This is a genomic window from Shimia isoporae, assembly GCF_004346865.1.
GTDB classification, from domain to species: Bacteria; Pseudomonadota; Alphaproteobacteria; order Rhodobacterales; family Rhodobacteraceae; genus Shimia; species Shimia isoporae.
Map to the genome: position 1 here is coordinate 85,989 of NZ_SMGR01000003.1, position 24,742 is coordinate 110,730.

The window sequence follows — 24,742 nt, forward strand, 5'->3', positions numbered from 1 at the left end:
CGGGAGGGAAGGCCATGTTGAAAGTAGCGACAGGTTCAAGCGAAGAAACGGACAGCGTCGAAGCTTTTGAAGAAGCATATGAAATCGCAATGGAGGACCTCGGAGGCATGCAACCCAAGGCGGCGCTTGTCTTCGCCGGCATTGATCTCGACCTTTCGGTGGTCGCAGACGAGCTGCGAAAACAGCAGCCCGACATCGTGATTGCCGGATGCACCACAGACGGCGAGGTCGCAACGCCTGAAGGGTTCCTCGAGGACAGCCTCGTCATCACATTGTTTGCGTCCGATGACGTTTCCATTTCAGTCGGCATGGGCGCCAACGCCTCGTCCGCGCCGGAACAGGCGACTGCTGACGCGGTGGCTATGGCAAAAGCAGCGACCAGCGGAACGCCCGCACTTTGTATTGCAATGCCCGAAGGCATCGGCACCAACATCAACAGCATCGTCGAAGGGCTTCGCGATGCGCTCGGGCAGGATTTTCCGATTGTCGGTGGTGCCGCAGGTGACCAACTCCGCTTTCAGGGAACGCACCAGCTTTGTAATGATCAAATGGTTTCCGACGCTGTGGTGGTCATGTTGCTCTCAGGCGACATCACTGTCTCCTGCGGTGTATCAACGGGCTATACGCCGCTCGGATCGGTTCACAAAGTCACCAAGTCCGAAGGATCGGTTATCCAGGAAATCGACGGCCGTCCCGCGGTCGATCTCTACAAGGACTATGTGCAAGCGCAGTCGATCTTTTTCCCTCTCGCAGTGCATGTGCCCGGACGCGAGGGTTTCCTGCTGAGTTCACCGCAGCACTTTGACGAAGAGACCGGCGCAATTCACTTTGTAAATCCCGTTGCCGCCGACCGGGAGGTTCAGATCGCAACCGCGTCTCGCGACGAAATCGTCAGCGCCTCCAGAGCGGCGGTGCAACAGGCCTTCGACAGTTTTCCGGATGACCTTGTGCCAGACGCCGCGCTGGTGTTCTCCTGCGCCGGAAGACGGGCTGCTCTGGGCACGCGCACGGGTGAGGAATACGAAAGCTTCGAGGACATCATCGGAGGCGCGTTCCCCACGGCTGGGTTTTACACCTATGGCGAAATCAGCCCCGTTGGAAAGTCGGGAAAATCCCTGCCCCACACGAATGCATTCGTCGCAGTCTTGCTGGGATCCCCTTCCGCAAGCTAAGCTGGGGTCCGGATGGATCACTCAGACCGGACACGCCGCGCCGGTGACCCCGAACGCCGGTTGCGAAGACTTGAGAAACGCCTGAACAAATCCGAGATGCGCAGGGCCGAGCTCGAACATCTCATGGATGGCGGTCAGGCGTTCCAGCGTCGTGTCATTCAGGAAGTCGAAGACGCCAAGGCCGAAATCGAACGCCTCTATGAGTCTCTGTCGCTGGAGCAGGCCCGCACAAACCAGCTTCTGCGTTCCATTATGCCCGAGGCCGTAGCCGAAGAACTCAAGGAGCGCGGACGTGTCCGCCCCCGCCGAACAAAATCCGCGACCGTAATGTTTGCTGACTTTGTCAACTTCACATTACACACCGAAAACATGGATCCCGTCGCCTTGGTGCGCACTCTTGACCGCTATTACTCCGCTTTTGACGCGATCGCCGCGTCCCACGGGGTGGAGAAGGTCAAGACTATTGGCGATGCCTATATGTGCGTTGCGGGCAATCTGGCCGACGTCCAATCGTCGGAACACGCGGCACAGATGTGCCGCGCGGCAGTGGACATCATGAAAGCCGTCGCCGACTTGCGCAGCGAGGAAACCAACTGGTCAATCCGGATCGGTCTACATTCAGGCCCGATCTCCAGCGGCGTCGTCGGCTCTGAAAGGCTCAGCTATGACATCTGGGGAGATACGGTGAACACGGCGGCGCGCGTCGCAGATGCCACAGGCATCAACGAGATCTTTCTCTCCGAAAGCACACACGCGCTTCTGTCAGATGATCAAGGCACCACCTACCACGGTGAGGTCGAGGCCAAGGGCAAAGGCCTCGTGCGCCTCTATCAACTCATCACCTGACAGCACTAGTCCATGTAGATGGGGAACACAGGCTCCAGAAGGCTGCCCGGCTTGAACGCCTGCTCAATTGAAGGCGCCACATACGGGAAATTCGGGGAAAGACGTTGTGTACTGACGTGCGGCAGGTTCACCCCGTCGGCCGCCACTAGGAACGGGTTCACATCCTGAATGATCCAGTAGATAGCATCTTCGCGCAGGTTTCGCCCGTTGGGGTATCCCGGTGCACTGTTCGGGCTCCAATGGATCACATCCGGCAAATAAGAATCGACCATACCCGCGATATCAGCCGCGCTGACTTCAAGCTGTTCGAAGCGATAGCTGAGCTGAGTGCCATAGTTTTTGCGGTCGTCCTTCGGCGCCGTCGCGTTATAGGCATCGTTGAAATCGCCCACGGTCTTATACTTTGCGCGGTTGCGCGGCAGATAGTATTCGGGGTTATAACCGACAGGCGGATCAACAAAGAAAATGCCCTGCGTGCCAGCGCGCCCCATCCGGTCAACACCCTTGCCACTCTCGTCCGCAACGACAACCCAATACCGCAAATCCGTTTCCGCCAACTCCGGGACCTCCAGCACCACGAGTGTCATATCGGTACGCCCAAACGTCAGTTCAGCCGAGCCTTTCGCCGGCAACCTGTCGCCGCCCGCCAAAGCTTGCTTGATAGCCATGGCCGTCGGTGCATCGACTGTCAGAAAATCAAAAAAGAACGGGTCGCGGCGCGGTCCGACAAACAGCAACTCACCTTTGTCACCTTTGACGATCTCCAACTCACGATTGAGTTTGTTGCTCAGCCCTCCGCCCAGCACATCTCCGTTCCACATATTTGAAACCGCATCGGCGCCCGTGGCCCGACGCAACTCCAGTTTCTGTTGCTGGTTCTCGTTGGGAATATCTGTCGCGCGGACCTTGTAAGCGACATCCGCAACAAGATCGCCATCCAGATCGAGTTTGTAGATGTAGGTCAGCGACGCATCCAGCTTGATGTCGGCGGGCGCGTTGGTACCTTCCGCCCCGCTGCCTGACAGCGGGTTGACCGTAAAGGCCATCGTCAGCCCACCAGTCTGGGGCCCCTTGAAGATAAAAATATCGCCAATATCCGCTTCTGGATGCGCCTGAGTATAGGGGGAATCCTTATGATCGGATGCCAGCGCAGGCAGCACAGCCATCCCTCCAAATCCACCAAGAACAATCGCAACTTTAGAAATCAGTTTCAGTATCATTTCGTTCACTCCCAAGAACAAAAGCCGGTCCGGAACTCACTTAACCTAAGGGCACCCTATCAGACGAACACCCGCTTGAGGATTCAATTCGCATCCGCCTGAATTGCAGCGCCTGCCCTCGCCAGTGGCACATCCGTCTCAAGGCACAAACGGATTCGATAGAAGCAACCGGTCCCGCCGCAACCATCGGTCTGACAGCCTCCCCCCGACTCTTGGAGAGAGCATTGCCCGATGCCAGCTTCACGCACAAAAATTACGCACAAACTCACCGCTAAACTCTGCAAGACTTTCAACAATCCCTTGAAAGTCTTAAGGATGCGACCCTACCCAACCCCTTGTTTTGCATACCTCGGCACACAGCGCACGCCGCACACAAACGTCTCTGGCCCCCTTCCCCTCCCCAAGTTTATCTTGCAGTAACGCCCTGCCGCTCCCTAGGGTGAGCGCGCTCAAAGAACAGGCAAAACGCCTACAGGGCACCAACGCCGCCACACCAAGGGCTTGCAGGGGGACCACATGACCACACCGCTCTTGTCGATCAAGGGACTGACCAAAGCCTACCCGGGCGTGGTCGCCAATGACGACGTCTCTTTCGACATCGGTCAATCCGAAGTTCACGCGCTTCTTGGCGAAAACGGTGCGGGCAAATCCACGCTCGTGAAAATGATCTACGGTTTGGTAAAACCCGACAGCGGTACGATGACATGGCAAGGCCAGCCTTTCACGCCGACCGACCCCAAAACCGCGCGCGCATCAGGCGTCGCAATGGTTTTTCAGCACTTCAGTCTGTTCGATGCCTTGAAGGTGTCTGAGAACGTCGCACTTGGCATGGAAAACCCGCCGCCCATGCGCGACCTCGCCCGCCAGATTCGCCGCGTCAGCGAAACCTACGGCCTGCCTCTTGATCCGAACCGCATCGTAGGGGACCTGTCCGCCGGAGAACGCCAGCGCGTGGAAATCATCCGCTGCCTTCTGCAGGACCCTAAACTTCTGATTATGGACGAACCAACGTCGGTTCTGACCCCGCAAGAAGTTGATATCCTCTTTCAGACACTCAACAAGCTGCGCGACGAGGGCACATCCATCCTCTACATCTCTCATAAACTCGAAGAGATCCGCAAACTCTGCGACCACGCCACGATCCTGCGCCTTGGCAAGAACGTCGGCGAATGTGTCCCGGCAGAGACATCCGCCCGCGACATGGCGGAAATGATGGTTGGCGACACGCTGCAGACCCCGACCCGCACCACCGAAAAGACCGGCGATGTGGTTCTGGATGTTTCCGGCCTGACACTGGAACCTACAAATCCATTTGGCACCACCCTGAAGAACATCCATTTCACCGTCCGGTCCGGTGAAATCCTCGGCATAGGCGGGGTCGCTGGTAATGGTCAGGACGAACTGCTCGCCGCCTTGTCCGGTGAGGCCCTGACATGGCCCGACGCCGTCAAAGTCAAAGGAAAGGATGTCGCCAACCTCGGTCCGAACGCGCGCCGCGAGCGCGGTATTCTCTGTGCCCCCGAGGAACGCCTCGGCCATGCCGCAGCTCCGGACATGAGCCTCACCGAGAACGCGCTTCTGACGGGCGCGATCCGCGAAGGCCTCACCAACAGGGGGTTTGTGAACTGGTCCGCAGCCAACGATTTCGCCAAATCCATCATCAAACGCTTTGACGTCCGCACGCCTGGTACCCACGTCGCTGCCCGCGCCTTGTCGGGTGGCAACCTGCAAAAATTCGTCATTGGCCGCGAAGTAATGCAACGCCCCGAGGTGCTCGTGGTGAACCAGCCCACATGGGGCGTGGATGCGGCTGCCGCCGCCGCCATTCGCCAAGCTCTGCTTGATTTGGCCGCCGAAGGCGCCGCCATCGTGGTGATCTCGCAGGACCTCGACGAGCTTATGGAAATCTCTGACCGCTTTGGTGCTCTGAACGAAGGCCGCCTGTCCGATATCCGCCCGGCCGCAGGCCTGACCGTCGAGGAAATCGGCCTCATGATGGGCGGCGCACATGGCATGGAAGTCGCCCACGTGGGCGCGGAAGAACAAGAAGGAGCAGGCGCATGATCGCGCTTCAAAAACGCCCCACCCCGTCGCGCACCCTTTCGCTGGCAACGCCGGTGATCGCCGTGGTTATCACGATGATCGCGGGCGGCCTGCTTTTCACCGTTTTGGGAAAAAACCCGTTTGAAGCGATACGGACGATCTTCTGGGATCCTGTCTTTGGCGAGTTCGCCTTTTACTATCGCCCGCAGCTTCTGGTGAAAGCCGCCCCGCTGATCCTCATCGCCATCGGGCTGAGCCTCGGCTTCAAGGCGGGTATCTGGAACATCGGCGCCGAAGGCCAATACATCATGGGCGCAATTGTCGGCGCTGGTGTCGGCCTTGCATTCTACCCTACAGAAAGCCGTCTGATTTTCCCGTTGATGATCGTCGCGGGCGCACTTGGCGGCTGGATCTGGGCGATGATCCCCGCCTTGCTCAAGGTTCGCTTTGGCACCAATGAAATCCTCGTTTCGCTGATGCTGGTTTATGTGGCCGAGCAACTCTTGGCTTCCATGTCGCTTGGCCTTCTGAGAAACCCCGAAGGCATGGGCTTCCCCGGCTCGCGCAACTTCTCCGACTTCCCCGCCGCGTCCAGCTGGATCAACGAAGCCGCAGGCCTGCACTGGGGCATGGCCTTTGCCTTCATTGCGGTGATCTTCGCTTACGTTCTGCTGAACCGCCACATTCTCGGTTTCAACATCCAGCTGACTGGCGACGCCCCCCGCGCCGCCCGCTTTGCTGGCGTTAACCCCACCCGCCTTATCCTCTTCTGCCTCGGCACCTCCGGCGCGCTGGCGGGCATGGCGGGCCTGTTCGAGGTCTCCGGCCCCTCCGGCCAGATCAACATCGACTTCGCATCCGGTTACGGCTTCACCGCCATCATCGTCGCCTTCTTGGGTCGCCTGCACCCCGTGGGCATCCTGCTCGCGGCGCTCCTGATGGCGCTCACCTACGTCGGCGGCGACCTCGCCCAAGGCAACTTGGGGCTGCCTTCAGCCGCCATTCAGGTCTTCCAGGGCATGCTCCTGTTCTTCCTGCTCGCACTGGACCTGCTCACCAATTACCGCGTGGTGCTGAAAAAGAAGGGAGCGGCGTGATGCTCGAGCAGGAAGTGAAATTCAGCCCAAGGGACATCCTTGTCTGCGGCAGCTCGTATTGCTTTTGGCTTTTGGTGGGGTGGTTCTGGACGTGGCTCTTTCTTGGAGCAAACAGCTTCAACGCGTTACTCTTCCTCGTTTGTCTTGCAATCGTTTTTGGCCTGTCGGCCATCCCTCCAGCATTTCTCGGTTCATACCTGCGTCGGCTGTCTGAGCAACGCAAACGGGAGGAGACCTCCAACTCCGAAAACGCGGCGCTTTGTGAAAGCCATCGAGTCTTTGAAAAATCCAAGAAAAGGCTGGTCGCTGAGTTCTCAAAGCTCGGTTTCGCTATCGGTATGATTGGGGCAACAGCCCGCGCCTTCTATACAAATTTCTTCGGAGGAGCCGCATAATGGACCTTTCCGCAATCAACCCCGTCCTGCTGATCGCCTCCCTCATGGTCGCGGCCACGCCGCTCCTGCTGGCCGCCATCGGTGAACTCGTCGTCGAACGCGCGGGCGTGCTGAATCTCGGCGTGGAAGGCATGATGATCATCGGCGCCATCGCGGGCTTCGCGATCTCTGTCGAGAGCACGTCTCCAATGCTCGGCCTGCTTGCCGCCATGGTCGCAGGTGCCGTCCTGTCCCTGCTGTTTGCCTTCCTCACGCAGTTTGCGCTGGCCAACCAAGTCGCGTCGGGCCTTGCCCTGACCCTCTTCGGCCTCGGCCTCTCAGCGCTCATGGGCCAGTCCTACGTGGGTATCAAGCCGCCCTCCATGGCGAAACTCGACATTCCGGTGCTCTCGGATATCCCAGTCCTCGGCCCGATCTTCTTTTCCCACGATCCCGTGCTCTACTTCGGCATCGCGCTCACCGCCGCTGTCTGGTGGTTCCTCAAGAAATCCCGCGCCGGTCTCATCCTGCGCGCCGTAGGTGAAAGCCACGACGCCGCCCACGCGCTGGGATACAACGTGATCCGTGTGCGCGTGCTCGCCATCATGTTCGGCGGCGCCTGCGCCGGCCTCGGCGGCGCCTACATCAGCCTGATCCGCGTGCCGCAATGGACCGAAGGCATGACCGCCGGTGTCGGCTGGATTGCCCTCGCGCTGGTGGTTTTTGCCAGCTGGAAGCCCTGGCGCGTCCTGCTTGGTGCCTATCTTTTTGGCGGTATTAACGTTTTGCAGCTCAATCTACAGGCAGCAGGTATTGCGATTCCTGTGGAATACTTGGCAATGTCGCCGTATCTCATAACCATCCTCGTGCTGGTCATCATGTCTGCTGACAAAAGCGGCGCCCCCGCTTCGCTTGGCCGCACGTTCCACGCCTCGCAATGAGGCAAAACATAAAAAACTGCCACCAACAGGGGGATTACCCGAAATGAAACTGACCAAACTTCTGACAAGCGCCGCCGTTGCGCTCGGTCTGGCGACCACTGCCATGGCCGACGACCCGACCAAAGTGGGCTTCGTCTACGTTGGCCCCGTCGGCGACGGCGGCTGGACCTACGAGCACGACAAAGGCCGCAAGGCCGTTGAAGCCGCATTCGGCGACAAAGTCGAAACCACCTACGTCGAAAGCGTTCCGGAAGGCGCCGACGCCGTGCGCGTCATCACCCAGATGGCGCTGCAGGGTGCAGACCTGATCTTCACCACTTCGTTTGGTTACATGGACCCGACCATCGAAGTTGCGAAGAAATTCCCGAACGTAAAGTTCGAGCACGCCACCGGCTACAAGCAGGCTGACAACGTGTCCGTCTACTCCGCACGCTTTTACGAAGGCCGCGCGATTCAGGGCCACATCGCTGGTCACATGACCAAGACCAACAAAATCGGTTACATCGCATCCTTCCCGATTCCGGAAGTGATCCGCGGCATCAACTCTGCCTACATCCACGCCAAGAAGGTGAACCCGGACGTCGAGTTCTCCATCATCTGGGCCTACACATGGTTTGATCCGGCAAAAGAAGCCGACGCAGCCAAAGCTCTGATCGAGCAAGGCGCCGACGTGATCCTGCAGCACACCGACTCCACCGCACCGCAGGCCGCCGCTCAGGCAGCAGGCAACGTTGTGACCTTCGGTCAGGCATCTGACATGGGTGAATACGCACCGTTCCCGCGCGTCTCCTCCATCATTGACGATTGGGGCCCCTACTACGTAGCGCGCACCAAAGCAGTCATGGACGGCACTTGGGAATCCGTCTCCACATGGGACGGCATCGGCGCAGGCATGGTTGGCATCGGCGAAATCACCGACGCTGTACCGGCAGAAGTAAAAGCCTCCGCTCTGGAAATGGTCGCGGCACTGGCAGACGGCTCCTACCACGCCTTCACCGGCCCGCTGAACAAGCAGGACGGCACCCCGTGGCTGGCAGAAGGCGAAACTGCCTCTGACTACGGTGACGACGGTCTGGCAGGCATGAACTTCTATCTCGAAGGTCTGACCGCCGAGATCCCGAACTAAGTTCTGCTTCTGCAGAGATTGAAAGGCCCGCTCATTTGGCGGGCCTTTTTTTGTTGAGACGGCCAGCGGCCGGTCTTTCACACAAGCTTGCATTGACTCGGCAAACTGGCCGCCAGCAAACTTGGCGCATAGTTTTTCAGGATTTTGCCGATGACCCGATTTACCGCCGCACTCCTCAGCTTCGCCTTCCTGCCCGCCACGGCACTCTTTGCGCAAGAGGTCGCGGACACGATCTATTCCGGCGGGCCAATTCTGACCATGGACGACGCCACCCCACGCGCCGAAGCGGTCGCGGTTAAGGACGGGACAATCATTGCGGTCGGGTCGGCGGACGACGTTCTGGCGCACAAAGGCGAGACAACCGAACTGTTTGATCTGGACGGGCGTGCAATGATCCCCGGTTTCGTCGACAGCCATGGCCACGTGGTTATGGGCGGCCTACAGGCCCTTTCTGCCAATCTTCTGGCCCCGCCAGACGGCGAAGTTGTCGATATTTCGACGCTGCAGGACACCCTGCGCACATGGGTACGAGACAATCAGGCCACTGTAGACAGCGCGAACCTGATCGTGGGTTTCGGCTATGACCAGTCCCAACTTGCGGAACTGCGCCACCCCACAAAAGAAGATCTCGATGCGGTATCCAGCGATGTGCCGATCATCATCGTGCACCAGTCCGGCCATTTCGGCGCAGCAAACTCCGCGGCGCTTGCGGCTGCGGACGTGACCAGAACCACCCCGACACCACCGGGTGGTGTGATCCGGCTTGGAGAGGATGGCGCACCAAATGGTGTGCTCGAAGAAAATGCGTTCTTCCTCGTTCTCGGCAAGCTACTGGGCGGCATCGGCGAAGAGGGTTTCAAGGATTTTGCCCGCGCGGGCGCCAAACTCTGGGCCAGTTACGGCTACACCACGGCGCAGGAAGGCCGCGCCACACCGCAAGTTGCCCAGATTGCACAGGCCGTTGGTGCAGAAGGCGATCTGCCGGTCGAGGTCGTTGTCTATCCCGACGTTCTCGTCGATCGGGATTTCATTCTCGCGAACCAATCCGGCGACTATGTGAATGGCGTGCGCATCGGCGGTGCAAAGCTCACGATCGACGGTTCTCCTCAAGGGTTCACGGCCTTGCGGGACCGACCATATTACGACCCTGTCGGCGATTACCCACCGGGTTATGCCGGCTACGCAGCCGCCTCACACGAACAGGTCATCGATGCAATCGACTGGGCCTTTCAAAACAGCATTCAGATCCTCACGCATTCCAACGGCGAAGGCGCTTCGGACATGCTGCTCGCCGCTATCGCCGCTGCCGAAGACAAACATGGCCTCGCCGACCGCCGACCGGTTTTGATCCATGGACAGTTTCTGCGCGAGGATCAGGTTGCCGAAGCCAAACGCCTGAACGTTTTTCCCTCTCTTTTTCCCATGCACACGTTCTACTGGGGAGATTGGCACCGCGACCGCACCGTCGGCCCGATCAATGCAGAAAACATATCTCCCACAGGCTGGCTGCTGGAACGCGGCATGATGTTTGGCACCCACCACGACGCGCCCGTTGCCTTCCCTGACAGCATGCGCGTGCTTTCTGCGACCGTCACCCGCCGCACCCGTTCCGGCGACATTCTCGGCCCGCACCACCGCGTCGACGTCATGACTGCGCTCAAGGCAATGACGCTCTGGCCGGCCTTTCAGCACTTTGAAGAAGACAAGAAAGGCTCTCTCGAAGTCGGCAAACAGGCGGATTTCGTGCTGCTGTCGCAAGACCCCACAGCCATTGATCCCGAAACACTCGCCAGCCTGAAAGTCATGGTGACCATCAAAAAGGACGTGGTCATTCACGAAGCCGGTGATGGAGTAAAGAAAACCGATCTACTGGCGCCTATGGGACATCATGCGCTCGACGTCGCAGTTGCTGCACTTGGCGGAGCCCCGTTGGTCAAACAGTCGCGCTAGATCGCGTCTTCCGCGGTTATCTTGCCGCCGCTCAACGCATCAAGCAGCAACGCTCCCATCAGCTGCACCAGAACATCGCGGGCGCGTTCTTCGCCAACAACACTGGCCACCATCGCCTCATAGGTCTGCAGAGCAACGCCCATCGCAGCATCCGCCTGCACCTCTTCGCGCGACTTACCGCGCAAATAGTCAAACACCAGCGCCATCTCCGCCCCGAAGTCGACCTTCATCGCTTCGGCCAACGCGCGCAATCGTTCGGGCTCGGTCCCTTCGGGCGCAAGCCGCACTTCGGGCTCTTGCGCCATCATCGCCTTTGTCGCGGCCAGAAACAGAGCCTCCTTGGTTGGGAAGTAGTGATAAAGGGCGCTTTTGCTGACCCCGAGTTCCGTAGCCATCGCCCGCATTCCAACCGCGCCGTAGCCTTTGGCCGAAAATACCGTTGCAGCCTTTGCCGCCAGCGCATGCCGGTGTGCTTCGTGATCCACTATCTTGGGCATAAATCTATTCCGTCCACTTGGTCGAAAACCTTTGACACATCCACCCGACTCAGTCTAGAGCCGTTAATAGTCCAAGTGGTCGAAAAAATGATTGATACCTACTTCATCGCAAAATTCCTGCATTTACTTGCTATGACACTCATGCTCGGCGGCACGGTCATCAACGGGCTTCTGCACACACAAGCCCGCCGCGCTGCACCTGTTGCGGCGTCTCAGCTTCTTGTGGCGGTCATGCGGATCAACCGGCTTCTGATGTTACCAGCACTGCTCGCTCTGCCCTTGTCCGGTGTCTGGCTGATCCACCTCACCGGCAGCCAGGTCTCAGACCTTTGGATTCTTGCCGGGTTGATCTTCTCGGGTCTTCTTCTCCTGGCTTACGCTCTGGGACTGCGCATCGAAACGACGCTCCTGAACACAGCATTGGCCGCCCGCGCCACAAGCGCAGAAACGTTGCCAAAGCTTTACGCATCCCAATTTCGCTCCGCCGCGCCCATCGGTTTTTCCGCCCTTGCGGTCTCGCTCGCAGCGCTCACCGTCATGATCCTCAAACCGCTCTGAAAGCCTTCGGAATGCCTCACTCCCCAAAAAAGGGCGGCGTAGATCGCCGCCACGCGCCCTCCCTCGCGCCGAAACTCACTTTTGCCGGTCTGCACGCCGCAATCCTAGCGGCCTGCGCTTACCTGGCCTTTGCCGTCGATGTGCCTGATCCTACCCGCGCTGCCCTTCTTTTCGCTGCCACGGCGCTCTATTTCTCCCGACACCTGATCACACTCTTCGTGCTGCTCAAGCGGCGCGTGGACTACGCCGAGGCCATTGGCTTGTCCGCCTTCATGGCACTCTTTGAAATCGGGTTTTTACTTCTTGGCGCGGGTGTCCTGTCCGGTCAGGCAACTCCGTTGGGGCCGCCTGATTTGCTCGGCGTTACGCTCATTCTTGTGGGCTCTTACCTGAACACGGGCTCAGAGCTGCAACGCCATATCTGGAAAAAGGACCCAGCCCACAAAGGACAGTGCTACACCAATGGGCTATTTGGGCTGTCGATGCATATCAACTATTTCGGCGACACCGTGTTGTTCACCGGCTGGGCGCTTCTGGCCGCGTCATGGCTGGCGGCGTCGATCCCGCTGTTTGTCACCGCCGGCTTCGTCTTTTTCCACATACCGGCACTGGATGCCTATCTCGCGGATCGCTACGGGGACGCATTCAAGTCCTACGCCGCACGCACCTCGAAATTCGTGCCGTTTGTGTACTGACCAGTAAACCAAAGAGGGCACCACTTCGCGCGCGCCCGTTTCATCGACCCGTTCGGCAATGCATGTTGCGACCCCTCACCAGACCCTGCCTGAGGTAAATCGCCAAAGCAGGGGTTCAGCGGACAGCGGCCGTCAACAAACGCGAGTATTCTGCGTCACGTGTGTGATAGGCCGAAACTCTTTGGCAGCGCCAAAACAGACAGCAACCCCACCGCTGGCACCGCCCGCCCTCGGTCGCTTTTTACCGTTGAACCCGACGCCGACGTTTTGCAGACGCGATACCGACGTTTTGCAGACACCCATGTTTCTCAAAGCCCAACTCGGCACCAGCGCACAACACCTGCGCCCGCATCGCTGTTCGCGCAGGCGCAATTTAACGTTAGACTGGCTGCCAAAGAGGGAGACCACCATGCGCAAGATTCAAGCTCAAGGCGTCCACCACATCACCTTGACCGGTGCAGATCGCCAAACTTCCATCGACTTCTGGGAAGGTGTGCTGGGCATGCCATTCATCTTTGACCAGCCCAATCTCGATGACCCCGACGAAGGTCACTTGTACTTCGACCCCGGCGACGGGCGGCTGATCACGATCTTCACCAACGAAACCCGCACGCCCGATCCCCGACGCACACCAACCGAACCCGGTTGTGTGCACCACCTCGCGTTCAACATCAGCCGTGCGTCTTTTTTGCAAACTGTCGAACGCCTCGATGAAAGGGGGATCAAACATTCCGGTCCCAAAGACCGCGGCTTCATGGATTCGATCTATTTCACGGACCCGATGGGGCTTTTGATTGAACTGGCCTGCTACAAGTTCGAGCCTCCACTTGGCTGCTCACACGCCGACGTTATGATCCGCGCGCACCGCCTTCGCGTCGAGGCCGGCGACTACAATATTCAGGAAAAGCACCTCGCGGATGCCATAGAGGATCTGGTCCTTGAGCGGCAGGGATCACTATCGTCCAACCGCGACCCGGCCAATCCGTACTAAGCCGCGGCCATACCAGCCATCATCGCCGCCAATGCGATCGCGTGTATCAACATGATTGCGCGGTCGTTCCACATTACGCCTACGACAAACCAGCCCGTCAGACCGATCACGAAAAACCCCACATTCCAATATGTAAGACCAAAAGCCGTCGCCCCGCACCCGAGGATCTGCGCCACCGAGGCAGTCCATTTGACCACCCCGGAAACGTCCAGTTTCCTGATCGCCCCCATGATCTCAGAGGTGCCCTGTCAAACCGCCGTCGATGCGCCAATTCTGCCCTGTAACATAGGTGCCTTCACCGGCCAGATAACTCACCAGAGAGGCCACCTCACCCGCGGTGCCATAGCGTCCCATCGGGATACGCGCCTTGCGGTCGTCGGTCTCCGGCAAGCTATCTATGAAACCCGGCAAGATGTTGTTCATTCGTACATTCTCACCCGCAAATTTATCCGCGAACAATTTGGTGAAACTCGCCAATCCGGCGCGGAACACGCCACTTGTCGGAAAGAGCGGATCAGGCTCGAAAACGGCAAATGTGGAGATATTGACAATCGAACCGCCCCCTTGCTTGACCATAATCGGCGCAACCAACCGAGCAGGCCGAATGACATTCATCAGGTAGTATTCCATACCTAGGTGCCAATCCTCGTCGCTAATCTCCATGATGTCCCCTTTGGGGCCATGTCCCGCCGAGTTGACCAAGACATCGATGCGTCCCCATTTCTCCATGGCCTTGTCCACCAGGCCTTCCAAGTCTGCAGCGACGAGGTTTGAACCTGTGACGCCCACGCCACCCAGTTCTTCTGCCAGAGCCTTGCCTTTGCCCGAAGACGACAGGATCGCAATTTCGAAACCATCCTCGCGCAACCTTCGAGCTGCATCGGCTCCCATGCCAGACCCGCCAGCGGTGATCATTGCGACTTTGACCATGATTATCTCCTTTGATTTTGTGTGATCATGCCCAACCAACGGGTGCTTGACCAATCATGCTTTCTCGCCAAGACTGTAGAAAAACTACTGGCTTGTATGATGTTACCACCTAACCTCAACGCTCTCAGGATGTTCGATGCAGCAGCGCGGCACCTAAATTTTCGCCTTGCTTCAGAGGAGCTTAACCTCACCCAGGGGGCGGTCGCGCAACAGGTTCGCAACCTCGAAGAAAGCCTGAGAGTAAAACTTTTCTCTCGCCTTGCCCGCGGCCTTTCCCTGACAGACGCCGGAGCAACCTATCATGTTGAAGTCCGCAAAGCCTTGGACATCATAGATATTGCGACTGCCGACTTGCACCCGGCGCCGCGCGCTGTGACGCTCTCGCTACCGCCGTCACTGGCTGCCAAATGGCTCGTACCCCGCCTGACCGCGTTCACCGATGCATGCCCTGACATCACTTTGCGCACCCATGCCAGTGCCGAAGTCAGCGATTTGCGCCGCGACGGAATTGATCTCGCAATCCGCCAGGGCCCGATACCGAAAGATCCAGGAATGGTAATACGCAGGCTCGCAGACCTGAACCTGATCGCGGTTGCAAGCCCGGCCTACCTCGCGCCGCATTCCCGACCACAGCATTTGCCCGATTTCTCGGCTCACAAACTGATCGAGGACAGCCACGCTCACTGGCGAGCGCTTATGTCCGCAAACAGCCTGCCGAATCCGGCCTCCTTGCTCAGCTTTAATCAGACCGCCCTCGCCATTGACGCCGCCACCAACGGACAAGGGATCACCATTGCGCCGAAATTGCTGGTACAAGAAGCGTTGGAAACCGGCCTTCTCGAAACTGTCTGGACGCCACCTGCGAGCTTTGAGGCCTTTCACATACTGCATCCGAAATCCCGCCATCCCGCGCGGGATCAAGTCATTGACTGGCTGCTGCAAAACGTGTCCTGAAAACAAAACCGAATGCCTCAAGACGCAATCGAACGATCGTTCAAAAAAGAATCACTGGCCTCAATTCTCTTGGTTGATGTAGGAAAAAATCGCGTTTCTTTTCTGCAAAAACAATGCGCTACCGTCATGCGAGCAAAAAGCGACCGCGCAAGAAAACCTTTTCTTTAGGAGTTCAAAATAAGCCTCCCTTCATGACATTTAGAAGGAACGCTCAAATGATGAAAACACTCGCAGTTTGCGCCGCTCTCGCTCCAGCAGCAGTATTCGCGCAAGACGCTTCCCTGGACCTGTTCACGGAATCCTACGCGCCTTACTCCTACATGGAAGGCGACAAACTGACTGGCCACGCGGTCGATATCGTGACAGAAGCGCTGTCGCGCTCTGGCGTCGAAGCCTCCATGGAACTGACCAAATGGACACGCGCGATCTCTCTCGCCGAGAAAAAGCCGAACACCTGTGTTTTCACCACTGCTCGCACCGAAGAGCGTGAAGACAAATTCCAGTGGGTTGGTCCTATGTACACCTCCAGCGTATTCCTGGTGCAGCAGAAGGGCGCCAACGCCGACGTAACCGGCCTCGAGCAGGCTCTGACCAAAACCATCGGTTCCCAGTCCGGCGACTATACCGTTGGCCTGCTGGAAAAAATGGGCGCGACCAACATCGACCTCGCGGCCGACCAGGTGATGACCCTCAAGAAGCTGGAAGCAGGTCGTCTTGACTATGCAATCGTTCTGCAGGCAGCCGCCGAAGCAGCGACCGCAAGCGGCAAGCTGGAAATCGCGATGGAAGCCGAGCGCAGCGAGTTCTACCTCGCATGCTCCAAGACCACGGACGCTGGTCTGGTTACCAAAATGAACGACGCAATCGGCTCCATCGTAGCAGACGGCAGCCGCGACAAATTTGTGGCTGCGTACGAATAATCGCGCCAGTCGCATGACTTAGCCGCACCCTGCCAAAGCGCAGCGGTGCGGCCTCCCCAAATTTCGATCACCGCCCAGCCAAAAGCCACGGCAGGTTGTCAGACGGACAGGATTGTCCCCTCCAACCTCAGGCGACCTGGGAAAGACCGAGACCACGGGGTCTGCCTCAAGGAGGGCAAAATGAACGGTGAAAAGAAGCGGTTTTTGGGAAAATCGATCATGGGGCGCCTTTTGCTCCCGATCATCGCGTGCATCGCGATCTCCAACGCTGCCTACACAACGTTTTGGGTGAACAAACAAAGCTCGACGTTGGTAGACGCTTTTGAAAACGAACTTCAGCTGGCGCAGACATTTGTCGCACCGCCCATCGCGGCCGCCGTTTGGGATTTCAACTCCGACGCGGCAAACGGTGCCATTCAGGGCATCACACAGATGGACGACGCTCTGTTTGCTCAGGTGATCGTAGACGGCGACATCTTCGCAGAAGTTGCGGCCGAAGGCGCCGAAAACGAAAACTGGGCCGAAGGTATCGCCCAGATCCTGGAACTCGAGGACGCCAGTGCGCGCCTCGGCATCGGTTCCGTGGATTACATCAAATTTCCGATCGTGCACTCTGACGGCAGCACCGTTGCCCAGATGGTGCTCGGTTTCAACAACGGCACAATCGATGCAGTTGTTCAAAATCTCTATGTTCAGTCCATCATCACCGGACTTTTGATCGTACTGATCGTAGGTGCCATTGTGTACTTCTCTGCAGCCTCGGTAACCAAGCCTCTGGCGCGGATCGTGGAACGCATCGCAGCCCTGCGCGAAGGCGATCTGGACAGCGAAGTTCCTGGCGCGGACCGTCACGATGAACTCGGCCGTCTTTCCGGCGCTGTTAGCGAGTTTGTGGAAACCATGCGTGCCAACGCAGAACTGGAAAAAAACTCCAAAGCCGCCTCCAAAGAACAGGCCGAAGTTGTGGGTGAACTCGCCAAAGGCCTGAACCAGTTGGCCAAAGGCATGCTCAGCCACCGCATCACTGCGGAGATGAGCGATGACTACGTCATGCTACGCTCGGACTTCAACGAAACCGCGTCCGCACTGGATGATGTGATCGGTCGCGTCTTGTCCACGATCGACCAGATCGAACAACAGACGCACCAGATGGCAGACGGCACTCGCGACCTCGCAAAGCGCACGGAAAACCAGGCGGCGACGCTCGAAGAAACCGCTGCGGCCATCGGTCAAATCACATCCAGCGTGCAAACTGCGTCTGATCAGGCCAAGGAAGTGGAGACCACAGTTTCAGCCACCAAGGCAGAAGCAGAGCGTGGCGGCGACGTTGTCAAACGGGCTGTGGACGCGATGCGTGAAATCAAGGACTCCGCAGACCAGATTTCCGCAATCAACAGCGTCATCGAAGACATCTCTTTCCAGACCAACCTTCTTGCGCTTAACGCGGGCGTCGAAGCCGCCCGTGCAGGCGATGCCGGTCGCGGGTTCGCGGTTGTGGCCTCCGAAGTTCGGTCGCTGGCGCTGCGCGCTTCCACATCCGCCAGCGAAATCGGCGAGTTGATCGATACTTCCTCCGACAAGGTTGCCATTGGTGTGGAACTTGTGGACGAGGCCGGTCAAGCGATCGAAGCCATCGTGGACAAGATCCAAGATGTTTCTGCACTGGTCGTAAAGATCGCGGAATCCTCCAACGATCAGGCCACATCGATCACCGAGATCAACTCTGGCGTTTCTGATCTGGACCGCGTGACGCAGCAAAACGCCAGCTTGGTCGAACATTCCTCCGAGCAAGGTCGTGCGTTGCAAATCGCCGCCTCGGAACTGGCTGAACAAGTGGCAGCCTTCCGACCCTCCAAAAAGGCTCCCAAGAAGGTCCAAGAGGTCGAATTCCGCCGCTCGGCTTAATGCCTCGAAACACTCGTACGGTCGCGTCTTCTCCACCGGAGAGCAGACCATCGATCACATAATTCGGATTTGCCCGCCAGCCAATTGCTGCGCGGGCATTTCCTTTTCGAGCCTGATTACGTCGAAGCGAAAAGCGCCTCTTCCCACCTGCGCACAACCATGGCAACGTCTTGCCATGACACATCAAATCACCAGCCCCGATGGCACCCAAATCAGCCGCTTTGCCTTTGGTTGCATGCAGTTCGGGGGCACGGCCGATACACTGGCTTCCCAACGCATGTTCGAAGACTGTCTCGCAGCTGGCATTACACATTTTGACACCGCCTACGCCTATACAGGCGGTCAAAGCGAAGAGATTCTGGGGAAGCTGATCGTTCCGCATCGCGACCGCCTCGTCGTTGCAACCAAAGTTGGTTACGTCGGTGGTGCCAGTGCGCGGAATATGCGGACACAATTCGATGAGTCGCGCCGCCGTCTCGATATGGATCACGTGGATATTCTGTATCTGCACCGCTTCGATCCGGAAACAGAGCTGAGCGAGACGCTGGAGTGTTTTGCGGCCTTGAAGTCCGAGGGCAAAATCTCGCACGTCGGGCTCTCGAATTTTGCCGCATGGCAGGTGGTCAAGGCATCCTTCATGGCGCAATCCCTTGATATGACAATCGACGTGCTGCAGCCAATGTACAGTCTGGTGAAACGTCAGGCAGAGGTCGAAATCCTGCCCATGTGCTCCGACCTCGGCATTCTTCCTGCAACCTATTCACCACTCGGCGGAGGTCTGCTGACAGGAAAATACAGCAGCAAACAGGTGGATGGACGTCTTGCCACTGACGAGCGCTACGCCGCTCGATATGGTCAGGAATGGATGCACGACGCGGCGAGTCAACTGGCCGAGATCGCCGCCGAACTTGGAACCCATCCCGCAACCCTTGCCGTTGCCTGGGCTGCTCAGCACGACAGTGCGCCCAGCCCGATCCTTTCCGCAAGAAACACCGATCAGCTTGCTCCGTCACTGGCAGCGCTTTCTTTAGAAATGGACCGCGACCTCTATAACCGGCTGACTGAGCTCACCCCGACACCGCCTCCCGCCACAGACCGACTGGAAGAAGCATGATCGACTTTCTCGTTATCGGCGGCGGTATCGCCGGCACGTCCGCAGCAGCGCGTCTTTCCGAACTCGGCCAGACCCTCCTGCTCGAACGCGAGTCCTCACTTGGGTACCATGCAAGCGGTCGCTCGGCGGCTCTTTATGAATCCAATTACGGCCTCGCAAGCACAGTCGCGCTTTCAAAAGCCAGTTCCGATTTCTTCCACAACGCCCACGGCGGTTTCCTAAGCCCACGCGGCCTTATGTTCATTGCCGCACACGGACAGAAAGACGCGTTCGCCAAAGCCTGCGAAGAATTCCATGTAGACCCGATTTCCATCGATGCGGCTGTCGCCAAGGTTCCAATCCTGAACCCTGAAACCGTTGGTCAGGTGGCTTTTCACGAGGCAGCCTTTGACATCGACACCGACCGGATGATCCAGACTTTCGCAAAACAGGTGCGTGACAATGCCGGAACTGTTCTGACCGGTCAGGAAGTCACCGCGATCGCCCGCACCAAACGGGGATGGGACGTCACATCAAACGACGAAACCTACAGCGCAAAGATCGTTTTCAACGCGGCCGGTGCATGGGTCGACAGCATCGCAAGATTGGCAGGCGTCGAACCTCTCGGCTTCACCCCGATGCGCCGCTCAATGGCCCGAATCCCCGCGCCCGGCGGTCACGACCTGTCTGGATGGCCAATGATTCTGGATATCCACGAAACATGGTATGCCAAGCCCGACGCGGGAAGCCTGCTTGTGTCACCGGCCGAAGAGGACCCAATGCAACCCTTCGATGCCTGGCCGGACGACATGGTGCTCGCCGAAGGTATTGCGCGATATCAGGAATATGTAACCGAGGAAGTCACTCAGCTGACAGCCAGCTGGGCCGGTTTACGGACATTCTCACCCGATCGAAACTTGGTGCTCGGACCGTCAACCGAAGATTCAACCTTCTTCTGGGTCGCCGGTCAGGGCGGCTATGGCTTTCAGTCCGCACCCGCCGCCAGCCAATATGTCGCCGATCAGATCGCAGGTCGGGCGTCCGAACTCGACCAAAAAACTTGTGACGCCCTCAGCCCAGAAAGGTTCGCCTGATGCCACGCCGCCTCAACCTGCCCGACAGCGCTTCCGTTGCGACACCCGAAGAAGACGGAAAGCTGTTTGCACCGTCGGCCGCGCGCAACGTCGACGCAATCACAGCCTTGCTCAGCGAAATCGCACCGGCTCAAGGCAATGCGCTGGAGATCGCCAGCGGAACCGGACAGCACGTCGTACATTTCGCCAAGACCTTGCCCGATATTGATTGGCAACCCACAGAGGTTGATCCGTCCCGTCGTGCAAGCATCTCCGCTTATTTGGCTGAGGCCAACCTTCCAAATGTGTCGGCACCGATTGAATTGGATGCGACTGCGTCGGATTGGGGTATCAAACACGCCGGTCAGGACCTGATCACGCTCTGCAACCTGCTGCATCTGGTCAGCGAGACAGAAGCCAAAACCCTCGTGGCCGAAGCAGCCAGCGCGCTGGCACCCGGCGGGCTCTTGATGATCTACGGTCCCTTCAAGCGCGGAGACACTCTGACCAGTGATGGTGACCTGTCATTTGACGAAAGTTTACGCGCACAGGACCCCGAGATTGGCTACAAGTCGGATGAAACGGTACAAAGGTGGGGGGAAACTGCGGGGCTAACACGCCTTCCTCCGCGCGAAATGCCCGCCAACAATCTGGCTCTGCTGTGGCGAAAGCCGGTTTAAGGCTGCCAGTTTCCAGCGCTTTCCCGCCAAGTTAAATTTTCTCGGCCCACGCACCTTGATCTGATCTGCATCAAATACACATTCAGCAAATAGAATGTAATTCAGGTCAAAATCTTCAAGGAGCCTCTGATGAGCTGGACCGACAAAATCTCCGAAACACGTACCCAATTGCGCGGTTTGAACAAAGCCATCCCAGACACCGCCCGCGCCTTCGGCGCGCTTGGAAAATCCGTTAAGGAAGGCGGTGTTCTGGATCTGAAAACCAAAGAATTCGTCGCCCTTGGCATGGCCGTGGTCAGCCGCTGCGAACCCTGCATTTCGTTGCATTGCGATGCGCTGGTCAAAGCCGGCGCAACCAAAGAAGAAGTCTCGGATGTCTTGGCGATGTCCATCCAGATGGGCGGCGGCCCTTCTATGATGTACGCCGCCAAAGCGATGGAATGTTTTGAAGAACTGTCTGCGGGCTGACAAGCGAGCATTCCCAACATAAGGTTGGTCCGACTGAAGTTTTTTGGACTAGCCTTATGAAACCAACTCTGATTGCCGCCAGCATCATCGCCGGCGTCCTTGCCTTGCCCGCACACGCCGAAGATCTGTCCAAATGGGAATTCGGAATAAACGGCAATTTGACATGGGACGACGTTCAATCGCTGCGCATCAAAATCTTCGAAACCTTCGATGCCGACGGCGACGGGGCGCTAAACTCGGAAGAATACACCACTTTCGACAAAGCCCGCCGCGAAGCTGCGAACAACACTGACAGCTCGTTCCTTCTGCGCTCTGTTGACGGCATGAGCCGCCAATACATGGATGCAAATCTCGATGGCAAAGTCACCCGCGCAGAGATGGACCAAGCGCTCAATACGTGGTTTGCCTCTGTGGACAAAGACGCCGACGGTATCATCACCAAGGGCAACTTCTGACGAACGCCAACAACGCTTAAACACAAAAAGGCGGCCAATTGGGCCGCCTTTTTCTTTTTCTATGCAAATTTACCCGTCTTTGCGGATCGTCTCGTTTTTCGGATCATACGGGCTGTCGCAGGTCACGACTGCATCCCAAAGCTTGTCCTGAATTTTTACCCTCAGCTTGGTGCCTTCAACTGCCAAATCCGGCGTGACATATCCCATGCCGATGGATTTGCCGAAAGCCACTGAATAGCCTCCCGACGTCAGACGCCCGACACGCGTACCGTCTTCGGTATAAAGCGCCTCGCGGCCCCACGGATCCGCATCCTCCGGTCCGTCGATCAGCATCGTACAGCATTTCACACGCACGCCCTTGGCTTCCATTTCTGCTTTGCCGTGGAACTCCTTGGAAAGATCGATAAAGCGCGGAAGATCAGCTTCTGCGGGTGTCGCATCACGCCCCAGTTCGGTACCAAAGGCGCGATAGGATTTCTCCTGACGCAACCAGTTCTGCGCCCGAGCACCCACAAGCTTCATGTCAAACTCTGCACCCGCTTGGGTCAGCAGGTCCCAGAGATAGTTCTGCATCTCGATCGGGTGGTGCAACTCCCAGCCGAGTTCGCCGGTGTAGGCCACACGGATGGCATTGACCGGGCACATGCCCAGCTCGATCTGCCGCGCCGACAACCACGGAAAGCGCTTGTTGGACAAAGCGGTCGCTGGATCTGCATCCACGATCACCTTGCTCAACACATCACGGGATTTCGGTCCGGCGATGGCAAAAACACCCCATTGTGTGGTGACGTCCTGAATCTCGATGTAGCCGAACTCCTCCATCTTGTCCTCGGCGGCCTTGCGCAGGAAATCGGCGTCATACTCTGTCCACGCGCCAGCAGATACGAGGTAGTAGTTGTTCTCCCCGTTACGTACAATTGTGTATTCCGTGCGGGTCGTACCGTGGCTTGTCAGTGCATAAGTCAGGTTGATGCGTCCAACCTTGGGCAGCTTGTTGCAAGTGAACCAGTCAAGGAAAGCTGTCGCGCCGGGGCCTTTGACCACGTGTTTTGTAAAGGCTGTTGCATCGATAAGGCCAACGTTCTCACGGATCGCCTTAGCCTCCTCCACCGCGTATTCCCACCACTTGCCACGTCGGAACGAACGGCTGTCATGGTCGAAATTCTCGGGGGCATCAAGCGGACCATAATAGTTGGGACGCTCCCATCCGTTCACGAACCCGAACTGCGCGCCCAGCGCCTTCTGCCTGTCATAGGCCGGTGCTGTCCGCAGCGGGCGACAAGCTTCGCGCTCTTCATCCGGATGATGCAGAATGTAAACGTGCTCATAGCACTCTTCGTTCTTGCGCGCCGCGAACTCGGTGGTCATCCAGTTCTGGCTGTAGCGCTTGGGGTCAAGGCTCGCCATATCGATTTCGGCCTCACCATCGACCATCATCTGCGCAAGATAATAACCGGTGCCGCCTGCCGCCGTGATCCCGAAGGAGAAGCCTTCCGCCAACCACATGTTCCGCAGACCTGGTGCGGGTCCAACCAGAGGGTTACCGTCAGGCGTGTAGCAGATTGGCCCGTTGAAATCGTCCTTCAGGCCGCTCTCAGCGCAAGAGGGCACGCGCTCGGCCATTGCCATATACTGGTCTGCGATCCGGTCCAGATCGAGCGGGAACAGATCCGCACGGAAACTGTCCGGCACCCCGTGCTCAAAGCGCGCCGGCGCGCCACGCTCGTAAATACCGAGAATCCATCCGCCGCGCTCCTCACGGGCATAGGACTCGTTGTCGGCATCCCGCACAACCGGATGCTCGGGGTTGCCTGCCTCGCGCCATTTTACAAGCTCGGGGTCCTGGTCCATTACGATAAACGTATGTTCCACAGGGATCGCAGGCATCTTGATACCCAGCATCTTTGCAGTGCGCTGCGCGTGATTGCCGGATGCGGTCACCACGTGCTCGGCAGTTACAACCACCTGCTCGTCGCTCTCGATCAGGTTGCCGCCCTTCTCGACCATCTTGGTCAGCGTCACTTCCCACGCTTCGCCATTCCAATGGAACGCATCCGCCTGCCACTTGCGCTCGATCGCTACGCCGCGCTGCCGCGCACCTTTGGCCATCGCTTGAGTCACATCAGCGGGGTTAATGTAACCATCTTCAGTGTGATAGATCGCCCCCTTCAGATCGCCGGTCTCAATCAGCGGCCAACGCTGCTTGATGTCGTCCGGTGTCAGCCACTCATAAGCAACACCACAAGTCTCGGCGGTGGACGCATAGAGCATGTACTCGTCCATCCGGTCCTGCGTCTGAGCCATCCGCAGGTTGCCCACTACGGCGAAACCCGCGTTCAGCCCGGTTTCCTCTTCCAGTGTCTTGTAGAAATCTACCGAGTACTGGTGAATGTGGGTCGTCGCATAAGACATGTTGAACAGGGGCAGCAGCCCCGCGGCATGCCATGTCGAACCTGACGTCAGTTCGTCGCGTTCCACCAGCATCACATCGTCCCAGCCTGCCTTGGCAAGGTGATAGGCAATCGACGTGCCAACGGCACCGCCGCCAACAACAAGGGCTTTTACATTGGTTTTCATCGCTCCGGCGACTCCCCGCAAATTGGTCTTTGAGGGGACTCTAGCGAATTGGCACGAAATCGCACGGTCCAGCCGACGCTTGATATCGCAATTGCGACGTGACGTTGCCGCGAAAAGCCTTGCTGCACCGCAGCGGCCCCGCTACACACCGATGCACTTTATGGGGAGACGGGCGAA

General features: G+C 58.1%; 24 protein-coding genes. 19 read left to right on the forward strand and 5 right to left on the reverse strand.

The features are described 5' to 3' along the window. The first annotated feature begins 14 nt into the window (after positions 1-14). Both BXY66_RS14710 and BXY66_RS14715 read left to right on the forward strand, forming a co-directional pair. Positions 15-1,172, forward strand: a complete 1,158-nt coding sequence (locus tag BXY66_RS14710; RefSeq protein WP_132861152.1) for an FIST signal transduction protein — start codon at positions 15-17, stop codon at positions 1,170-1,172. Positions 1,173-1,184: 12 nt separating this feature from the next. Then, positions 1,185-2,018, forward strand: coding sequence for an adenylate/guanylate cyclase domain-containing protein (locus tag BXY66_RS14715; RefSeq protein ID WP_132861153.1), 834 nt, complete (start codon positions 1,185-1,187; stop codon positions 2,016-2,018). 5 nt (positions 2,019-2,023) lie between these two features. On the opposite strand, the gene BXY66_RS14720 is transcribed toward BXY66_RS14715, so the two are convergent. Further along, the gene (locus BXY66_RS14720; RefSeq protein WP_132861154.1) at positions 2,024-3,238 is read right to left on the reverse strand and encodes a DUF4331 family protein; all 1,215 of its coding nucleotides are present in this window, start codon (positions 3,236-3,238) and stop codon (positions 2,024-2,026) included. Between the two features lie 516 nt (positions 3,239-3,754). Between BXY66_RS14720 and BXY66_RS14725 the strand changes: the two genes are divergently transcribed. The 6 genes from BXY66_RS14725 to BXY66_RS14750 all read left to right on the forward strand — a co-directional run bounded on the left by BXY66_RS14725 (position 3,755) and on the right by BXY66_RS14750 (position 10,769). Then, complete coding sequence (locus tag BXY66_RS14725) at positions 3,755-5,302, forward strand: ABC transporter ATP-binding protein (protein ID WP_132861155.1); 1,548 nt, start codon at positions 3,755-3,757, stop codon at positions 5,300-5,302. After that, complete coding sequence (locus BXY66_RS14730; RefSeq protein ID WP_132861156.1) at positions 5,299-6,378, forward strand: ABC transporter permease; 1,080 nt, start codon at positions 5,299-5,301, stop codon at positions 6,376-6,378. Before BXY66_RS14725 ends, BXY66_RS14730 begins: the two co-directional genes overlap by 4 nt. Beyond that, positions 6,378-6,773 carry a hypothetical protein gene (locus tag BXY66_RS14735; RefSeq protein ID WP_132861157.1) on the forward strand — a complete coding sequence of 132 codons (396 nt, stop codon included), beginning with the start codon at positions 6,378-6,380 and terminating at the stop codon, positions 6,771-6,773. The genes BXY66_RS14730 and BXY66_RS14735 overlap by 1 nt, the downstream gene beginning before the upstream one ends. Next, complete coding sequence (locus BXY66_RS14740; protein WP_132861158.1) at positions 6,773-7,693, forward strand: ABC transporter permease; 921 nt, start codon at positions 6,773-6,775, stop codon at positions 7,691-7,693. Before BXY66_RS14735 ends, BXY66_RS14740 begins: the two co-directional genes overlap by 1 nt. A 43-nt stretch (positions 7,694-7,736) precedes the next feature. Beyond that, on the forward strand, positions 7,737-8,819 hold the full coding sequence (locus BXY66_RS14745; RefSeq protein WP_132861159.1) for a BMP family ABC transporter substrate-binding protein: 1,083 nt from the start codon (positions 7,737-7,739) through the stop codon (positions 8,817-8,819). Positions 8,820-8,969: 150 nt separating this feature from the next. After that, positions 8,970-10,769 carry an amidohydrolase gene (locus BXY66_RS14750; protein ID WP_132861160.1) on the forward strand — a complete coding sequence of 600 codons (1,800 nt, stop codon included), beginning with the start codon at positions 8,970-8,972 and terminating at the stop codon, positions 10,767-10,769. Here BXY66_RS14750 and BXY66_RS14755 read toward each other — a convergent pair. Further along, on the reverse strand, positions 10,766-11,266 hold the full coding sequence (locus BXY66_RS14755; RefSeq protein WP_132861161.1) for a TetR/AcrR family transcriptional regulator: 501 nt from the start codon (positions 11,264-11,266) through the stop codon (positions 10,766-10,768). The genes BXY66_RS14750 and BXY66_RS14755 overlap by 4 nt on opposite strands. A gap of 87 nt (positions 11,267-11,353) precedes the next feature. Here BXY66_RS14755 and BXY66_RS14760 point away from each other — a divergent pair, with 87 nt between their 5' ends. The 3 genes from BXY66_RS14760 (at position 11,354) to BXY66_RS14770 (ending at position 13,510) form a co-directional block, all read left to right on the forward strand. Then, positions 11,354-11,824: a DUF2269 family protein gene (locus BXY66_RS14760; protein WP_165929197.1), complete on the forward strand. Its 471-nt coding sequence runs from the start codon at positions 11,354-11,356 to the stop codon at positions 11,822-11,824. A gap of 11 nt (positions 11,825-11,835) precedes the next feature. Further along, positions 11,836-12,519, forward strand: a complete 684-nt coding sequence (locus BXY66_RS14765) for a DUF1295 domain-containing protein (RefSeq protein ID WP_132861163.1) — start codon at positions 11,836-11,838, stop codon at positions 12,517-12,519. 409 nt (positions 12,520-12,928) lie between these two features. After that, positions 12,929-13,510: a VOC family protein gene (locus BXY66_RS14770; RefSeq protein ID WP_132861164.1), complete on the forward strand. Its 582-nt coding sequence runs from the start codon at positions 12,929-12,931 to the stop codon at positions 13,508-13,510. Here BXY66_RS14770 and BXY66_RS14775 read toward each other — a convergent pair. Both BXY66_RS14775 and BXY66_RS14780 read right to left on the reverse strand, forming a co-directional pair. Next, a complete protein-coding gene (locus BXY66_RS14775) occupies positions 13,507-13,740 on the reverse strand; it encodes a DUF6552 family protein (protein ID WP_132861165.1) in 234 nt (77 codons plus the stop codon). The genes BXY66_RS14770 and BXY66_RS14775 overlap by 4 nt on opposite strands. A 4-nt stretch (positions 13,741-13,744) precedes the next feature. Continuing rightward, on the reverse strand, positions 13,745-14,440 hold the full coding sequence (locus tag BXY66_RS14780) for an SDR family oxidoreductase (protein WP_425057076.1): 696 nt from the start codon (positions 14,438-14,440) through the stop codon (positions 13,745-13,747). A gap of 99 nt (positions 14,441-14,539) precedes the next feature. Here BXY66_RS14780 and BXY66_RS14785 point away from each other — a divergent pair, with 99 nt between their 5' ends. From BXY66_RS14785 to BXY66_RS14820, 8 genes are all read left to right on the forward strand, one after another. Further along, positions 14,540-15,394 carry a LysR substrate-binding domain-containing protein gene (locus tag BXY66_RS14785; RefSeq protein ID WP_132861166.1) on the forward strand — a complete coding sequence of 285 codons (855 nt, stop codon included), beginning with the start codon at positions 14,540-14,542 and terminating at the stop codon, positions 15,392-15,394. Positions 15,395-15,609: 215 nt separating this feature from the next. Further along, positions 15,610-16,314, forward strand: a complete 705-nt coding sequence (locus tag BXY66_RS14790) for a substrate-binding periplasmic protein (protein WP_165929198.1) — start codon at positions 15,610-15,612, stop codon at positions 16,312-16,314. Between the two features lie 180 nt (positions 16,315-16,494). After that, complete coding sequence (locus BXY66_RS14795; RefSeq protein ID WP_132861168.1) at positions 16,495-18,219, forward strand: methyl-accepting chemotaxis protein; 1,725 nt, start codon at positions 16,495-16,497, stop codon at positions 18,217-18,219. Between the two features lie 175 nt (positions 18,220-18,394). Further along, positions 18,395-19,333 (forward strand): aldo/keto reductase, encoded by a 939-nt coding sequence (locus BXY66_RS14800; RefSeq protein WP_132861169.1) that lies wholly within the window; start codon positions 18,395-18,397, stop codon positions 19,331-19,333. Beyond that, positions 19,330-20,406: an NAD(P)/FAD-dependent oxidoreductase gene (locus BXY66_RS14805; protein WP_132861170.1), complete on the forward strand. Its 1,077-nt coding sequence runs from the start codon at positions 19,330-19,332 to the stop codon at positions 20,404-20,406. The genes BXY66_RS14800 and BXY66_RS14805 overlap by 4 nt, the downstream gene beginning before the upstream one ends. Further along, positions 20,406-21,065, forward strand: coding sequence for a DUF938 domain-containing protein (locus BXY66_RS14810; protein WP_132861171.1), 660 nt, complete (start codon positions 20,406-20,408; stop codon positions 21,063-21,065). Before BXY66_RS14805 ends, BXY66_RS14810 begins: the two co-directional genes overlap by 1 nt. A gap of 129 nt (positions 21,066-21,194) precedes the next feature. Next, complete coding sequence (locus BXY66_RS14815; protein WP_132861172.1) at positions 21,195-21,533, forward strand: carboxymuconolactone decarboxylase family protein; 339 nt, start codon at positions 21,195-21,197, stop codon at positions 21,531-21,533. A gap of 56 nt (positions 21,534-21,589) precedes the next feature. After that, the gene (locus tag BXY66_RS14820) at positions 21,590-21,988 is read left to right on the forward strand and encodes an EF-hand domain-containing protein (RefSeq protein WP_132861173.1); all 399 of its coding nucleotides are present in this window, start codon (positions 21,590-21,592) and stop codon (positions 21,986-21,988) included. Between the two features lie 69 nt (positions 21,989-22,057). Here the strand turns inward: BXY66_RS14820 and BXY66_RS14825 are convergent, their stop codons facing one another. After that, positions 22,058-24,565 (reverse strand): GcvT family protein, encoded by a 2,508-nt coding sequence (locus BXY66_RS14825; RefSeq protein WP_132861174.1) that lies wholly within the window; start codon positions 24,563-24,565, stop codon positions 22,058-22,060. Positions 24,566-24,742: the final 177 nt, after the last annotated feature.

Bases quoted from the DNA above. Each gene is read 5' to 3' on its own strand.
- BXY66_RS14770 (WP_132861164.1), top strand. From the start codon at position 12,929: ATGCGCAAGATTCAAGCTCAAGGCGTCCACCACATCACCTTGACCGGT.
- BXY66_RS14760 (WP_165929197.1), top strand. From the start codon at position 11,354: ATGATTGATACCTACTTCATCGCAAAATTCCTGCATTTACTTGCTATG.
- BXY66_RS14775 (WP_132861165.1), bottom strand. From the start codon at position 13,740: ATGGGGGCGATCAGGAAACTGGACGTTTCCGGGGTGGTCAAATGGACT.
- BXY66_RS14795 (WP_132861168.1), top strand. From the start codon at position 16,495: ATGAACGGTGAAAAGAAGCGGTTTTTGGGAAAATCGATCATGGGGCGC.
- BXY66_RS14715 (WP_132861153.1), top strand. From the start codon at position 1,185: ATGGATCACTCAGACCGGACACGCCGCGCCGGTGACCCCGAACGCCGG.
- BXY66_RS14740 (WP_132861158.1), top strand. From the start codon at position 6,773: ATGGACCTTTCCGCAATCAACCCCGTCCTGCTGATCGCCTCCCTCATG.
- BXY66_RS14725 (WP_132861155.1), top strand. From the start codon at position 3,755: ATGACCACACCGCTCTTGTCGATCAAGGGACTGACCAAAGCCTACCCG.
- BXY66_RS14730 (WP_132861156.1), top strand. From the start codon at position 5,299: ATGATCGCGCTTCAAAAACGCCCCACCCCGTCGCGCACCCTTTCGCTG.
- BXY66_RS14765 (WP_132861163.1), top strand. From the start codon at position 11,836: ATGCCTCACTCCCCAAAAAAGGGCGGCGTAGATCGCCGCCACGCGCCC.
- BXY66_RS14785 (WP_132861166.1), top strand. From the start codon at position 14,540: ATGTTACCACCTAACCTCAACGCTCTCAGGATGTTCGATGCAGCAGCG.
- BXY66_RS14745 (WP_132861159.1), top strand. From the start codon at position 7,737: ATGAAACTGACCAAACTTCTGACAAGCGCCGCCGTTGCGCTCGGTCTG.
- BXY66_RS14805 (WP_132861170.1), top strand. From the start codon at position 19,330: ATGATCGACTTTCTCGTTATCGGCGGCGGTATCGCCGGCACGTCCGCA.
- BXY66_RS14720 (WP_132861154.1), bottom strand. From the start codon at position 3,238: ATGATACTGAAACTGATTTCTAAAGTTGCGATTGTTCTTGGTGGATTT.
- BXY66_RS14755 (WP_132861161.1), bottom strand. From the start codon at position 11,266: ATGCCCAAGATAGTGGATCACGAAGCACACCGGCATGCGCTGGCGGCA.
- BXY66_RS14825 (WP_132861174.1), bottom strand. From the start codon at position 24,565: ATGAAAACCAATGTAAAAGCCCTTGTTGTTGGCGGCGGTGCCGTTGGC.
- BXY66_RS14810 (WP_132861171.1), top strand. From the start codon at position 20,406: ATGCCACGCCGCCTCAACCTGCCCGACAGCGCTTCCGTTGCGACACCC.
- BXY66_RS14800 (WP_132861169.1), top strand. From the start codon at position 18,395: ATGACACATCAAATCACCAGCCCCGATGGCACCCAAATCAGCCGCTTT.
- BXY66_RS14710 (WP_132861152.1), top strand. From the start codon at position 15: ATGTTGAAAGTAGCGACAGGTTCAAGCGAAGAAACGGACAGCGTCGAA.
- BXY66_RS14750 (WP_132861160.1), top strand. From the start codon at position 8,970: ATGACCCGATTTACCGCCGCACTCCTCAGCTTCGCCTTCCTGCCCGCC.
- BXY66_RS14780 (WP_425057076.1), bottom strand. From the start codon at position 14,440: ATGGTCAAAGTCGCAATGATCACCGCTGGCGGGTCTGGCATGGGAGCC.
- BXY66_RS14790 (WP_165929198.1), top strand. From the start codon at position 15,610: ATGATGAAAACACTCGCAGTTTGCGCCGCTCTCGCTCCAGCAGCAGTA.
- BXY66_RS14815 (WP_132861172.1), top strand. From the start codon at position 21,195: ATGAGCTGGACCGACAAAATCTCCGAAACACGTACCCAATTGCGCGGT.
- BXY66_RS14820 (WP_132861173.1), top strand. From the start codon at position 21,590: ATGAAACCAACTCTGATTGCCGCCAGCATCATCGCCGGCGTCCTTGCC.
- BXY66_RS14735 (WP_132861157.1), top strand. From the start codon at position 6,378: ATGCTCGAGCAGGAAGTGAAATTCAGCCCAAGGGACATCCTTGTCTGC.